Below are 11,521 nucleotides of genomic sequence, written 5' to 3'. Positions count from 1 at the left end.
GAGAAGAGGGACCATGTGTCTGGCTGTTCCGGGGCGTGTCCTCAGTACCGCCGAAGTCGACGGCACGGTGATGGCCGAGGTCGACTTCGGCGGGGTGCGCAAGGAGGTGTGCCTCCAGTACATCCCTGATGCGGCCGTCGGTGAATACGTCGTCGTGCACGTCGGATTCGCCATCCAGAGACTCGACGAACGGTCGGCACTGGACACCCTCGCCAACTTCGAGCGCCTCGGCATCCTCGCCGAGGAGTTCGGCGACGGCTTCGAACGCGCGGCTCAGCAGAGCGCATCCCCCGAAGGAGCCGGCCGGTGAAGTACCTCGAAGAGTTCAGCGACCCGGATCTCGCGAAGAAGCTGATCGACCAGATCCACGCGGCCACCACCCGGAAGTGGGCGATGATGGAGGTCTGCGGCGGCCAGACCCACTCGATCATCCGACACGGCATCGACCAACTCCTGCCGGACAGCGTGGAGATGATCCACGGACCTGGATGTCCTGTCTGCGTCACCCCGCTGGAGATGATCGACCGGGCGTTGGCGATCGCCGCCCGCCCCGGCGTCATCTTCTGCTCGTTCGGCGACATGCTGCGCGTGCCCGGCAGCAATCAGGACCTGTTCTCCGTCAAGAGCGCCGGCGGCGACGTACGCGTGGTGTACTCGCCCCTCGACGCGCTGAAACTGGCCCGCGAGAACCCCGACCGCGAGGTCGTCTTCTTCGGAATCGGCTTCGAGACCACCGCCCCCGCGAACGCCATGACGGTGTACCAGGCCAAGAAGCTCGGGGTACGCAATTTCTCCCTGCTGGTTTCCCACGTGCTGGTCCCGCCCGCGATCGCCGCGATCATGGAATCCTCGACCTGCCGGGTCCAGGCGTTCCTCGCCGCGGGTCATGTGTGCAGCGTGATGGGGACGGCCGAGTACCCGCCGCTGGCCCAGAAGTACAAGGTGCCGATCGTGGTCACGGGCTTCGAGCCCCTGGACATCCTCGAAGGCGTCCGCCGGACCGTCATCCAGCTGGAGGCGGGCAGGTACGAGGTGGAGAACGCCTACCCCAGGGCCGTTCGCGACGAGGGCAACGTACCCGCCATGGAGATGCTCGCCGATGTCTTCGAGGTGACGGACCGGACGTGGAGGGGCATCGGGCCGATTCCACGCAGCGGCTGGCGGCTCTCCGAGAAGTACCGGGAGTTCGACGCGGAGCAGCGGTTCGACGTGACGGGGATCCACACCGCCGAGTCGTCTCTCTGCCGGTCGGGTGAGGTACTCCAGGGCCTGATCAAGCCGCACCTGTGCGAGGCGTTCGGCAAGGAGTGCACGCCGAGGAACCCGCTCGGCGCAACCATGGTGTCGTCCGAGGGCGCATGCGCCGCGTACTACACCCACCGCCGGCTCGAACTGGTCGATGCGAAGTGACGGACGCGATGCAAGACGTGACCGAACGGTTCGGAGCGACCGGCCTGACGGCAGCAGTGCCCGACCTCGACTTCGAGGGATGGACCTGTCCCGTACCGCTGAGGGACACCCCGTCCGTCGTCATGGGCCACGGGGGCGGCGGCGCGATGTCCGGCGAGCTGATCGAGCACCTGTTCCTGCCCGCGTACGGTGTCGCGGCAGCGGCCGACCTCGGTGACTCCGCCGTCCTGCGAGTCGGTTCGGAAACCCGCATCGCCTTCTCCACGGACTCGTTCGTGGTGAAGCCGATGTTCTTCCCCGGCGGGTCGATCGGTGACCTGGCGGTGAACGGTACGGTCAATGACCTGGCCATGTCCGGCGCAACGCCCCTGTTCCTCTCGACCGCCTTCATCCTCGCGGAGGGCACCGAACTGAGCGCCCTCGGCCGGATCGCCCAGGCCGTGGGGCGGGCCGCCGAGGCCGCCGGCGTACGCCTGGTCACCGGGGACACAAAGGTCGTGGAGCGCGCCAGTGGTGACGGCGTCTACATCAACACCTCGGGCATCGGCGTGGTCCCTCCCGGTGTCGACATCCACGCCCGCCGGGCGCGCCCGGGCGACGCCGTGCTCGTCAGCGGTGACATCGGCGTGCACGGCGTGGCCGTGATGAGCTGTCGGGAGGGCCTGGAATTCGGTACGACGGTCGAGAGCGACACCGCTCCGCTGCACGGACTGGTCGCCGCGATGCTCGCCACCGGTGTGGACCTCCATACGCTCCGGGACCCCACGCGCGGGGGCGTGTCGGCTTCGCTCAACGAGATCGCCCGCGCCTCGGACGTGGGCATCGAACTGGTCGAGCGGCTGCTGCCCGTGCCACCCACGGTGCGGGACGCGTGCAGTCTCCTCGGGCTCGATCCGCTCCAGGTGGCCAATGAGGGCAAGCTGATCGCGATCGTCCCCGCCGAGGACGCGGACCGGGTACTGGCCGCGATGCGGTCCCATCCCCTGGGCAGGTCGGCGTGCAAGGTCGGCAGCTGCGTTCCGGACCACGCCGGGATGGTGGTCGCGAAGACCGCGTTGGGCGGGAGCCGGGTTATCGGGCTTCCGATCGGCGAACAACTACCGAGGATCTGCTGAGTGAGTGCCGAGGGCGCACTGCTGTTCGCGCGATACGCCTACCCGCCCAACGAGCTCGGCTACTGCGGCCCCGCCGACGCGGCGGCTCTCCTGCGCCGTGACGCGAGCGCCGACATCGAGCGGCGGGCCAGGCAGTTCGAGGGGGCCTGGTGCTATCTCCAGTTCCTCGCGGAGACCGCCGGGCTCCCGGACCCGCTCGACGTGCGGGTGGTCGAGGCCTACTGGATCGGCAGCGAGCTGCTGGACCGGGCCGATCCCGTCGCCCTGATGGAGCGCATGACCGACCGGTTCCAGGGGCAGGTCGGCGGCACTTGGCGCGAAGCCGGGCGGCGTGCCCTGGCCCATCACAGTTTCCAGGTGTTCGAGGTTTATCCCTGGGCACCGATGCTGCGGAGAAGCGGCCATCCGACCGCCCTCTCCGTGCTGGACCAGTGCCGCATCCGCACGGGAGTGGTCGTCAGTGCCGACAGCGACGTGGCAACCGTGCGGTCGCGCCCCCTGTGCTGGGACGGCGCGGGACTGGTCGTCGGCGCATGGCGGCAGGAGACCGTGCGCTGCTCGGCAGGCGGGCGGACGCTGATCGACGAGCTCCACCCCGGAGATCGGGTGGCACTGCACTGGGACTGGGTGTGTGACGTGATCACCGACGAACAAGCCGGCCGTATCGAGTCCCTTGAGGAGCGCCGGCGCACCGAACTGGGTCTGCTCGTCAGGTGAACCGAGCACAGCGCTTCAGCCCATGGCCTCCTGACAGACGCCCCGCGTTCCTGCCCACGAGCGCAGGTTCGGGGCGAATGTCCCACTGTTCGCCCAGAACCCGCTGTACGGCTTCCTACTCGTATTCGGCGGTCAGGGTCGCCTGGGTGTCCTTGTTGACGAACAGGTAGGCCGTCGCGCTCTGGTTCTGCTCGAACCGCAGGCGCACCTGGGTCTTCCCTGAGCGGTTGATCGCCGACAGTCCGGCCGAGGACAGGTCGGTGGATGCCTTGCTTCCGGAGGTGAACGAGGCGATGTGGGCTGCGCCCTGTGCGGTCGGGGTGGCTCCCCAGTCGGAGGTCTCCACTCCGCAGCCGCCGAGGCAGCCGTTGTGCACGTCGACCAGGAGCCGGTTGCCGGCAGGGCTCGTCCACGGGTCGCCGGAGCCACTGCTCCGGGTGAGCGTGACGTAGGCGCGGGTGATCGTCTTGCCGGCCGGGATGCCAGAGGTGTCGAAGGAGAGCATCGTGCGGTTGAACCTGCCGTCGGTGCCTCGGCCCAGGGCCAGGCCGGAGGAGCTCTCCAGCGTGCCGACTCCGGGGCCAGACCCGTCTGCGGCGGCCTTTATGTAGCCGTCCTCCGCGTCGACGCTCTGCAGTGTGGTGCTGCCCGTGGGCGGCGGGGTGGTGCCACCTCCGCCGCCGAGCGCCTCGACCATCGACATGATCGTCTCGATCTGCTTGCCGCCGTGCCGGGCGTAGTCGGCGTCGCCGAGGTAGCCCCACCAGTTCCAGCAGCCGTTCGGGTTGTCCAGCGTGGTCGTCGCGATGGCCTGCGGATAGAGCACGATCAGGTTGTTGGTGTCGGCGTGCTCGTTGAGATACGCCTTGTCGATGAACTGGGTGCCGAAGCCCTGGTACGAGTAGCCCTGCTTGCAGCCATGCAGGGCCACTACCACCTTGCACGTGGCACCGCCCTCACAGGACGTGGGGGTGTAGACGAAGCCCTTCTCGTCCATGGAGATCGGCTTAGCCGCCCCGCCCGGCGCGTATTTGTTCTGGTCGAACTGGGTCAGCGTGCCGCCGGGGGTGCCGGCGGGTGCGTTGACCGGGCCCAGCAGGTGGGTCAGCAGGTCCCGTTCGGCGTTGATGCCGCAGTTGTTGATGAAGGGAGTCGCGGTAGCGGTGCAGGAGTTCGGCCCGAGCGGACTGATCCAGGCGTGACCGGCCGTCGTGCTCTTGTTGTAGAGGACGTTGGCGCCGAAGTGCGCGTAGTGGTCGTTCAGCGCGGTGACCACGGGGCGCTCGACCGTCGAGTCGCTGGATCCGCTGAAGGCATAGACGCGGTCACCCGACAGGTTCGCGACGTCGTCGATCTTGCCTTGTGCCGACCAGTCGCTGGTGGTCTGCTTGAGTTTGGCGAGCTGGAGGTCCTGGCTGACCTCCATACACGCGTTGAGGGCGCTGTTCAGGTTGTTCTGCGCGCAGTAGTACGGTCCCGACGCGAAGGCGGCCGACCCGTCGAACGTGCCGGAGTAGGCGACGTGGAGCTGCGTGGCCATGTAGCCGCCGGACGAGATCCCGGCGCTGTAGACCCCGTCGACCGTGTAGGACTTGAGCTCGCCGGCGACGGGCGTGGGAGCAGCGGCAGCGGCGGGAACCGCAGCGAGCGTGCTGACGGCGAGGAGCAACCCAGCGGCTGCCCCGCCGAGCCTTCCGAGAGACAGGTGCACAAACCCTCCGGTGGTGTGAAGCGGCTCACTTGTTCGGATGGCTGTGACGGTAGCTTTCGGCCACTGCTCGCACTCATGGCTAGGAACCACACAACAGGTGGAGCCGAAGTGGCCGTTGCCGCCGTCGACGCCACGCATGTCCGCTCGCCCCACCACCGAGTGACAGCCTGACGTTTCATACGAAATAAGGGAGGACGTCTACCGCAGGTACCGCGGAACTACGTGAACAGCATCGCGAACAACTGGGCCGGCATCTTTCGCTCGTCACCATGATTCCAGTCCAAGTTATGTGGTCGAGCGCCATGGTTGCCCGGCAGTGGTGGTTCCTAGTGTCGGCTGATGTCGATGCGGCCCCTGCCGCGGAGCACCAGAGCGAAGGACCTTCGGATGAGCTTGGACAAGGTGGTCGCCCACGCGGCCGACGCGGTCGCGGACATTGCCGAGGGGGCGTCGCTGGCTGTGGGGGGCTTCGGGCTGTGCGGGATCCCCAGCGTGCTGATCCACGCCCTCCTCGACAGGGCGGTCGGCGATCTGCGTGTCGTCTCCAACAACTGCGGGGTCGATGACTGGGGTCTCGGCCTGTTGCTGCGGGAGGGCCTGATCTCCAGGATGACCAGCTCCTATGTGGGCGAGAACAAGGAGTTCGCCCGCCAGTATCTCGGCGGTGAACTCGAGGTGGAGCTGGTGCCGCAGGGCACCCTGGCGGAGCGGCTGCGGGCGGGCGGGTCGGGTATTCCGGCGTTCTACACACCGGCCGGCGTGGGCACCCAGATCGCGGACGGCGGGCTGGCGTGGCGTCACCACCCGGACGGCACCGTTGCCGTCGCCTCCCCGCCGAAGGAAACCCGTTCGTTCGGTGGGCGCGCGTATCTGCTCGAAGAGGGCATTACCACCGACTTCGCGCTGGTCCGGGCGGCAGTCGGCGACCGGCACGGGAATCTCGTCTTCCACTCCTCGGCCCGCAACTTCAATCCACTGGCCGCGATGGCCGGGCGGATCACCGTCGCCGAGGTGGAAGAGCTGGTCGAGCCGGGGGAACTTGCCCCTGACCGGATCCACCTGCCCGGAGTTTTCGTGCAGCGCGTGGTCCATGTCCCGGCCGGCAATCCCAGGGCCGAGAAGCGTATCGAGCGGCGCACCGCGCGTCCGCGCCAGGAAGGGAATGTCTGAGATGGCTCTGACGCGTGAGCAGATGGCTGCCCGTGCCGCTCGGGAACTGGACGACGGTTCCTATGTGAACCTGGGTATCGGTCTGCCCACCCTGATACCCAACTACCTGCCCGCCGGGATCGAGGTGGTACTCCAGTCGGAGAACGGCATCCTGGGCGTCGGCCCCTACCCGTACGAGGACGAGGCCCATCCCGACCTGATCAACGCGGGCAAAGAGACAGTGACCACCCTGCCAGGAGCGTCGTACTTCGATTCCGCGCTGTCGTTCGCGATGATCCGCGGCGGGCACATCGACGTCGCGGTCCTGGGCGCCATGCAGGTGTCCACATTCGGTGACCTGGCGAACTGGGTGATCCCCGGGAAGATGGTCAAGGGGATGGGCGGGGCCATGGATTTGGTGCATGGCGCCCGGCGGGTGATTGTGTTGATGGAACACACCGCCCGGGACGGGTCACCCAAGCTGGTCGAGGAGTGCACCCTGCCGCTCACCGGCTGGGGTGTGGTGCAGCGCGTGATCACCGATCTCGCGGTTCTCGACGTCACCCCGACCGGTCTGCTGCTGCGGGAGCTGGCTCCCGGGGTGAGCGTGGACCAGGTCCGTTCAGCGACCGGAGCCGATCTGGCCGTGGCGGACGAGCTCGCGGTCATGGCTTCGGCCGGGTAGCACTGACGACACGACCGCTCGACTGCGACGGGGCCCTCTGCGGAGGGCCCCGTTTTTCACGCCTCCGCCGATGACGCATCGACACGGGTCAGTCACTCGTTGCTATTGACGTGGTTGTATGCAACACCCCATCAAGCTTCACTATGGCGAACTCGAACATGGGATGTCCGGCCAGGTATCTCTAGCGTTTCCGGCCATGACGAAGAAAATTCACGCAGCTCCCGGACTCTTCGCACGCGGTGCCGCCGGCGGCGTGGATCTTACGGGGCGTACCGCCATGGTGACCGGCGGCGGCAGCGGCATCGGGCGGGCCTGTGCGCAGGCCCTGGCCGACGCCGGTGCCCTGGTGCACGTGGTGGATCTCGACGCCGAGGCGGCCAAGGCTGTCGCCACCGCCACCGGCGGTCATGCTCACGTCGTGGACCTCGCCGACGCCGAGGCGGTCCGGGGCCTCCCGGACGAGATGGACATCCTGGTCAACAACGCCGGTCTGCAGCATGTCGCCGCCATCGAAGACTTCCCGCCGGCCCGGTTCGAGCTGATCCAGAAGGTGATGGTCACCGCACCGTTCCTCCTGCTCCAGCAGTGCCTGCCGCACATGTACGCGGGCGGCTGGGGCCGGGTCGTGAACATCTCCAGCGTGCACGGTCTGCGGGCCAGCGCCTTCAAGTCCGCGTACGTCGCTGCCAAGCACGGCCTTGAGGGGCTGAGCAAGGTCGCCGCCATAGAAGGCGCCTCGCACGGCGTGACAAGCAACTGCGTCAACCCCGGCTATGTGCGTACACCTCTGGTCGAACACCAGATCGCCTCGCAGGCGGCCGCGCACGGTATCGCCCCGGAAGACGTGGTGAGCGACGTGCTGCTGGAGCGTTCCGCGATCAAGCGACTGATCGAACCGGAAGAGGTGGCCGCGGTCGCCGTGTGGCTCTGCGGCCCGCACACCGGCTACATCACCGGTGCGTCACTCCCCCTCGACGGCGGCTGGGGCGCGCACTGACGCCACACCACTGTCACCGCCGGCTCCGGCCGGGCGGTGACCGACCCACTGTTCGTACCGCTCGCGGCGCATGCCGCACCCCGCCCCATCATCCCCGTCCTGCCAATGAAACGGTGACGCCACCATGAGTTCCGCAAGTTCCGTAAGCTCCGCGCAGTCCGGTGGAGGCGGCATCCGCCGCATCGTCGCAGCCAGCCTCGTCGGCACCACCATCGAGTGGTACGACTTCTTTCTGTACGGCTCCGCAGCCGCGCTGGTGTTCAACACGCTCTTCTTCCCCTCCAGCGACCCGCTCGTGGGCACTCTGCTCGCCTTCCTCACGTATGCCATCGGATTCGCCGCCCGGCCGCTCGGCGGGGTCGTCTTCGGTCACTACGGAGACAAGATCGGGCGCAAGAAGCTACTGGTCATAAGCCTGCTGATGATGGGCGGGGCCACCTTCGCGATGGGGCTGCTGCCGACCCACGCCAGCATCGGCGTCGGCGCCCCGATCCTGCTGACGCTGCTGCGCCTCATCCAGGGCTTCGCGCTCGGTGGTGAGTGGGGCGGCGCCGTCCTCCTGGTGTCCGAGCACGGAGGCGACAAGAACCGCGGCTTCTGGGCCTCCTGGCCGCAGGCCGGTGCCCCCGGCGGAAACCTGCTCGCCACCGGCGTCCTCGCGCTGCTCGCCGCGATCCAGTCCGACGAAACCTTCGTCGCCTGGGGCTGGCGCATTCCGTTCCTGCTCTCCGGCGTGCTCGTCATGATCGGCCTGTGGATCCGCATCTCCGTCACGGAGTCCCCGGTCTTCCTGGAGGCCAAGGCGAAGGCCGAAGCGGAAGCGGCCGCAGGAGTCAAGGAGAAGCCCCCGGTCGTCGAGGTCTTCCGCAAGAGCTGGCGCGAGGTGCTCACCGCGATCGGTACGCGTTTCGGCGAGAACATCTCGTACTACATCCTCACGGCCTTCCTGCTGGTGTACGTCACCGTCCACCTGGAGCTCCCCAAGAGCGACGCGCTCAACGCGGTACTCATCGGCTCCGCGATCCACTTCATCACCATCCCGATGTGGGGAGCGCTCTCCGACCGTCTCGGCCGGCGTCCGGTCACCCTGATCGGCGCGCTCGGAATGGCCGGCTGGGCTTTCGCCTTCTTCGCCCTGCTGGACTCCAAGTCCTTCCCGGTCATCGCCCTCGCCGTCACTGTCGGCCTGCTGTTCCACGGCGCGATGTACGGCCCGCAGGCGGCCTTCATCTCCGAAATGTTCGACACCAAGGTCCGCTACTCCGGCGCCTCGATGGGCTCGCAGCTCGCCTCCATCATCGGCGGCGCGCTCGCCCCGATCATCGCGGTGGAGCTGCTCAAGGACTACGGAGTCTCCACTCCGGTCTCCATCTACCTCTGCTTCGCGGCACTCGTCACCGCCATCACCGTCTGGTTCGCCAAGGAGACCCGCGGCCGCAACCTGGCCGAGGACGGCCGACCCGCCGTCGCTCTGGCGCCGAACAAGGTGCCGGTCGACAGCTGACCCTCATCGAGCTGCCCGCCGTGCTGTCCCAGCGGAACGGCACGGCGGGCAGCTCGATACCCAACCATTCCCTGCTGAAACCCACTTGGGAGTCGATCGTCGTATGCTCCCCACCGTGACTGCCTCAGGCAACCCGCCCTCCCGTGGTTCCATGCGCCAGCTGCTCGATCTGCTGGCCCAGGGCGCCCCGGCCGAGGCCTTCGCCCGCCCCGCCGCAGCTGCCCAGGAGCGGGGCGCCCCGGCGGACGAGGTGTCCGACGTCGCCGAGGCGGCCGAGGTGGCCCTGCGCATCCGGCGGACGCTCAGCCAGCACCGTCGGCGCGAAGTGGAGCTGGCCGCGCTGTTCGACACTGCGAGCGACCTCGCCGCGCTGCGTGATCTGGACTCGGTCCTGCGGGCCATCGTCCGCCGGGCCAAGCTGCTGCTCGGCACCGACATCACGTACCTCTCGCTCAACGACGAAGCCGCCGGCGACACGTATATGCGGGTCACCGACGGGTCGGTGGCCGCGGCATTCCAGCAAGTCCGGCTCGGCATGGGAGAAGGTCTTGGCGGCCTGGTCGCCCAGACCGCCCGCCCCTACGTGACCGACGACTACCAGGCCGACACCCGTTTCCACCACACCACCACGATCGACAGCGCGGTCCTGGAGGAGGGACTGAGGGCCATCCTGGGCGTTCCCCTGCGGGTGGGACCCCAGATCATCGGCGTCCTCTACGCAGCCGACCGGGCTCCCCGCGAATTCACTGCCGCGGAGGTGGCGCTCCTTTCCTCGCTGGCCGATCACGCCGCCATCGCGATCGACAGCGCCCGGCTGCTGGAGGAGACCCGGGCCGCACTGGTCGACCTCAACGCAGCCTCCGAGACCATCAGGGCGCACAGCGAGGCCATGCACCGCGCCGAGCAGGCACACGACCAGCTCACCGACCTCGTCCTGCGTGGCGGCGGCACCGACGACGTAGCCGATGCCATTGCCACCGTCCTTGACTGCGGAATCCTCATCCACGACACGGACGGCGCCGAGCTTGCGCGCTCCAGAACCGAACCCCTGCCCCCGCCCGCCCTTGCGGTGGCAGCCTCCAGGGCCAGCGGCCGGGCCGTCCCGCTGGACGGCATCTGGGTGTGCGCGGTGCTGGCCGGCCCGGAGCTGCTCGGCAGCATCGTTCTGACCGGGCAACCCGACCTGTCGGACGCCGACCGGCTTCTGTTCGAACGGGCCAGCGTGGTCGCCGCGCTGCTCCTGCTTCTGCGCCGCTCCGTGGCCGAGACGGAAGACCGCGTACGTGGAGAACTCCTCACCGACCTGCTCTCCCTCGCCGGAGACCCGAGCACACTGACTGCCCGTGCGCGTCGGCTGGGGGTGAACCTGACGCGGCACCACAGCGTGTTCGTGATGCACAGCGACGTGGCTGCGCGGCACCGGTTGCTCGCCGCGGCCGCACGGAGCGGCCAGGCCCGCGGCGGTCTCGCCGGACTCCACCACGACCACGTGGTGCTCGTGACGCCCACCGAGGCTGCAGGCCCGGCCGCCCAGGAACTCGCCGCCGAACTCAGCCAGGCAGTGGGCTCCCAAGTCACCGTCGGTGCGGCCGGCCCAGCCACCAGGCCCGCCGGCCTCGCCGCCGCACATACCGACGCCCACCGTTGCCTGTCCGCACTGCGTGCCCTGGGCCACACCGGCCAAGGCGCGGCCCTGTCCGATCTCGGCTTCGTCGGCGTACTCCTCGGCGACCAGGCCGACCTGACCGGATACGTACAGAACACACTCGGCCCGGTACTCGACTACGACGCCCTCCGCGGCACCGACCTGGTCGGTACCATCGACGCCTACTTCGCACAGGGCGCCAGCCTCACCAGGACCAAAGCGGCACTGCACGTACACGTCAACACCGTGGTGCAGCGCCTGGAGCGCGTCGGCCGCCTTCTCGGCCAGGACTGGAGCTCCCCGGCACGTGCCCTCGAGATCCAGCTCGCCCTGCGTCTCCACCGCCTCGCACGTGGTCTCTGCTGACACCAGTAGCTGGACGTCGTGCGTCTCGGTGCTACTTACTCCGGCTGGCCTCGATCGTGCACGGTGCTGCGGCTGGTCGAATCCTTGCCCGACCCGGAAGTCCCCGCCCCGCGCGTGGTCGGGGTCGATGAGTACGCGACACGCAAAGGGCGTCGGGGGTCCTGGAAGATCCGGCCGAATTGGTCCTCCATCTGCGCGGCGAGTGTCTGACTGCCGTCGAAG

General features: G+C 68.4%; 10 protein-coding genes. 9 read left to right on the top strand and 1 reads right to left on the bottom strand.

Annotation, left to right across the window (positions count from 1 at the left end; translation table 11 throughout):
- The first annotated feature begins 13 nt into the window (after positions 1 to 13).
- The 4 genes from ACWGO0_RS21980 to ACWGO0_RS21965 are packed head-to-tail and all read left to right on the top strand — an operon-like array spanning position 14 to position 3,242.
- Positions 14 to 310 (top strand): HypC/HybG/HupF family hydrogenase formation chaperone, encoded by a 297-nt coding sequence (locus ACWGO0_RS21980; RefSeq protein ID WP_453537426.1) that lies wholly within the window; start codon positions 14 to 16, stop codon positions 308 to 310.
- Entirely contained in the window at positions 307 to 1,410 is a 1,104-nt protein-coding gene (gene hypD, locus ACWGO0_RS21975; RefSeq protein ID WP_453537423.1) for a hydrogenase formation protein HypD, read from the top strand. Before ACWGO0_RS21980 ends, hypD begins: the two co-directional genes overlap by 4 nt.
- A gap of 8 nt (positions 1,411 to 1,418) precedes the next feature.
- Complete coding sequence (gene hypE, locus ACWGO0_RS21970) at positions 1,419 to 2,525, top strand: hydrogenase expression/formation protein HypE (protein WP_453537420.1); 1,107 nt, start codon at positions 1,419 to 1,421, stop codon at positions 2,523 to 2,525.
- On the top strand, positions 2,526 to 3,242 hold the full coding sequence (locus ACWGO0_RS21965) for a DUF6390 family protein (RefSeq protein ID WP_453537417.1): 717 nt from the start codon (positions 2,526 to 2,528) through the stop codon (positions 3,240 to 3,242).
- Positions 3,243 to 3,357: 115 nt separating this feature from the next.
- Here ACWGO0_RS21965 and ACWGO0_RS21960 read toward each other — a convergent pair whose 3' ends face one another.
- Positions 3,358 to 4,953 (bottom strand): extracellular catalytic domain type 2 short-chain-length polyhydroxyalkanoate depolymerase, encoded by a 1,596-nt coding sequence (locus ACWGO0_RS21960; RefSeq protein ID WP_453537414.1) that lies wholly within the window; start codon positions 4,951 to 4,953, stop codon positions 3,358 to 3,360.
- A 387-nt stretch (positions 4,954 to 5,340) separates the two neighbouring features.
- Between ACWGO0_RS21960 and ACWGO0_RS21955 the strand changes: the two genes are divergently transcribed.
- From ACWGO0_RS21955 to ACWGO0_RS21935, 5 genes are all read left to right on the top strand, one after another.
- Positions 5,341 to 6,123 (top strand): CoA transferase subunit A, encoded by a 783-nt coding sequence (locus tag ACWGO0_RS21955; protein WP_453537411.1) that lies wholly within the window; start codon positions 5,341 to 5,343, stop codon positions 6,121 to 6,123.
- A gap of 1 nt (position 6,124) precedes the next feature.
- Positions 6,125 to 6,787: a CoA transferase subunit B gene (locus ACWGO0_RS21950; protein WP_453537408.1), complete on the top strand. Its 663-nt coding sequence runs from the start codon at positions 6,125 to 6,127 to the stop codon at positions 6,785 to 6,787.
- A gap of 196 nt (positions 6,788 to 6,983) precedes the next feature.
- Positions 6,984 to 7,784 (top strand): 3-hydroxybutyrate dehydrogenase, encoded by an 801-nt coding sequence (locus ACWGO0_RS21945; RefSeq protein ID WP_453537406.1) that lies wholly within the window; start codon positions 6,984 to 6,986, stop codon positions 7,782 to 7,784.
- A 124-nt stretch (positions 7,785 to 7,908) separates the two neighbouring features.
- Complete coding sequence (locus ACWGO0_RS21940) at positions 7,909 to 9,288, top strand: MFS transporter (protein WP_453537403.1); 1,380 nt, start codon at positions 7,909 to 7,911, stop codon at positions 9,286 to 9,288.
- A 103-nt stretch (positions 9,289 to 9,391) separates the two neighbouring features.
- Positions 9,392 to 11,299 (top strand): helix-turn-helix domain-containing protein, encoded by a 1,908-nt coding sequence (locus ACWGO0_RS21935; protein WP_453537400.1) that lies wholly within the window; start codon positions 9,392 to 9,394, stop codon positions 11,297 to 11,299.
- Positions 11,300 to 11,521 lie beyond the last annotated feature (222 nt).

It is taken from the genome of Streptomyces sp. NPDC055749 (assembly GCF_053617235.1).
Note: the sequence above shows the minus strand (reverse complement) of the source record. Positions and strands in the feature narration are given on the sequence as shown.

What these genes read in the sequence shown, in the direction of transcription:
- hypE (WP_453537420.1), top strand. Translation starts at nt 1,419, where the DNA reads ATGCAAGACGTGACCGAACGGTTCGGAGCGACCGGCCTGACGGCAGCA.
- ACWGO0_RS21955 (WP_453537411.1), top strand. Translation starts at nt 5,341, where the DNA reads ATGAGCTTGGACAAGGTGGTCGCCCACGCGGCCGACGCGGTCGCGGAC.
- ACWGO0_RS21935 (WP_453537400.1), top strand. Translation starts at nt 9,392, where the DNA reads ATGCTCCCCACCGTGACTGCCTCAGGCAACCCGCCCTCCCGTGGTTCC.
- ACWGO0_RS21940 (WP_453537403.1), top strand. Translation starts at nt 7,909, where the DNA reads ATGAGTTCCGCAAGTTCCGTAAGCTCCGCGCAGTCCGGTGGAGGCGGC.
- ACWGO0_RS21950 (WP_453537408.1), top strand. Translation starts at nt 6,125, where the DNA reads ATGGCTCTGACGCGTGAGCAGATGGCTGCCCGTGCCGCTCGGGAACTG.
- ACWGO0_RS21980 (WP_453537426.1), top strand. Translation starts at nt 14, where the DNA reads ATGTGTCTGGCTGTTCCGGGGCGTGTCCTCAGTACCGCCGAAGTCGAC.
- ACWGO0_RS21945 (WP_453537406.1), top strand. Translation starts at nt 6,984, where the DNA reads ATGACGAAGAAAATTCACGCAGCTCCCGGACTCTTCGCACGCGGTGCC.